The organism is Collinsella sp. TF10-11AT, assembly GCF_003437565.1.
Lineage (GTDB): Bacteria > Actinomycetota > Coriobacteriia > Coriobacteriales > Coriobacteriaceae > Collinsella.
Map to the genome: position 1 here is coordinate 1 of NZ_QSQW01000030.1, position 1,750 is coordinate 1,750.

The 1,750-nt window shown below is 58.7% G+C and carries 3 protein-coding genes; all 3 read left to right on the forward strand.

Features of this window, described 5'->3' with window-relative positions:
• The first annotated feature begins 127 nt into the window (after positions 1-127).
• The gene (locus DXC99_RS10185) at positions 128-547 is read left to right on the forward strand and encodes a PTS sugar transporter subunit IIA (protein ID WP_035137739.1); all 420 of its coding nucleotides are present in this window, start codon (positions 128-130) and stop codon (positions 545-547) included.
• 57 nt (positions 548-604) lie between these two features.
• Entirely contained in the window at positions 605-1,087 is a 483-nt protein-coding gene (locus DXC99_RS10190; protein WP_117630086.1) for a PTS sugar transporter subunit IIB, read from the forward strand.
• Positions 1,088-1,145: 58 nt separating this feature from the next.
• Positions 1,146-1,750, forward strand: a 605-nt coding sequence (locus tag DXC99_RS10195) for a PTS sugar transporter subunit IIC (RefSeq protein WP_147329363.1), incomplete at its 3' end; no start/stop codon positions are given.

Here is a 1,750-nt window from a genome sequence, read left to right on the forward strand (position 1 = left end):
GACCGCCTGGCTCGCTACTACGAGACGGTCACCAAGCACAACCTCAAGTATCGTCGCTACTATCACCAGTTCGACTACTAAAGAAAACGGGTGCGGGAACGTGCCGGGCTATTGAGAGGAACACAGAATGAGACAGTACATCATCGCCAGCCATGCGCACTTCGCTACCGGCATCAAGGAGAGCGTCGAACTGCTCTCGGGCGCTCGCGACAACGTCCACGATCTTTCGATGTTCGTCGATGGCCGCATGGACGTGGCCGAGGAGGCCCAAAAACTGCTGGCAGGCATGTCTGCTGACGATGATGTCGTTGTCTGCACCGACCTCTTTGGCGGCAGCGTCAACAACGAGTTCACCAAGATCGTCCAGACGCGTCCCCGCACGTACCTCGTTACCAACATGAACCTTCCTCTCCTCATCCAGCTGCTGTTCTCTGACGAGTCGGCGCCGGTTGAGGAGACGATTCGCGCCATCGTCGCTGCGGACGATACGCGCGTGAAGTTTGTCAACGATCTTTTGGTCGATGACGACGAGGAAGAAGAGTTCTAATCCGCAGCACCTACTGACACGCCGTAAGACGGCACAAGACCTTTGGGGGGTCACATTATGATTCAGCTACTTCGCGTTGACCATCGCCTGCTTCATGGCCAGGTCGCAGTTTCCTGGGTTCAGGGCCTTGGCTCCAACTGCATCTTCTGCGTGGGCGATAAGGTCGCTAACGACCCGGTGTGGAAGACGACGCTTAAGATGGGCAAGCCTGCCGGCTGCAAGCTCGTCATCAAAGATATGGAGCATGCAATCGAAGCTATCAACTCGGGCGTGACCGACAAGTACAAGATGATCATCTGTGTCGCCACTATTGCTGAGGCAAAGCAGCTTGTTGAGGGCTGCCCGCAGATCAAGTCGGTCAACCTGGGCAACACCAAGCCCAAGGACGAGAAGCGTCCCGATGCTCGTCAGGTCTCTCGTCAGGTCTTCCTGACCGCGGCCGAGGAAGCCGATGTGCGCGAGATGCTGGATCGTGGCGTTGAGGTCGAGATTCGACCCCTGGCCGATGACCCCAAGGTTGACTGCGCCAGCGTGCTCTAGGCGTTCAATTTCGAAGAGCCTGAGCTCTTCGTAGTGTCCTATTAGGAAAGGGGGATATATGCTTACCCAAGCAATCCTCATCGGACTTATCGCCGCATTTGGTAAGTTCGACTGCCAGCTCGGTACGCTCTACGCGTTCCGCCCCATCGTCCTGTGCCCGCTCGTGGGCCTGGTGCTGGGGGACCTGCAGTCCGGCCTCGCGATCGGTGCGAGTCTGGAGCTGCTGTTCATGGGCTCGATCTCCATCGGCGCCTACGTGCCGCCTGATGAGACGATCGGCGGCGTGCTCGCCTGCGCCTTCGCTATCCAGCTGGGCCAGAGCACCGAGGCAGCCATTGCGCTTGCCATGCCCATCGCCACGCTGTGCCTTGCCATCAAGAACATCCTCAACGCCGCCCTGCCGATCCTGGTTGACCGCGCTGATGTCTTCTCCGGCCAGGGCAACCTTAAGGGTGTCTATGCGATGCACTTCCTGATCGGTTTGACCGGTATCATCATGGCGTTCCTGCTGTGCTCGCTGTCGTTCTATCTGGGTGCTGACGCCATCCAGGGCCTGCTCGACTTCATCCCGCCCTTTGTCCTTGCTGGCTTTGGCGTTGCCGCCAACATCCTGCCTGCCATGGGCTTCGCCATGCTCGGCCGCCTGGTGCTCACCAAGCAGCT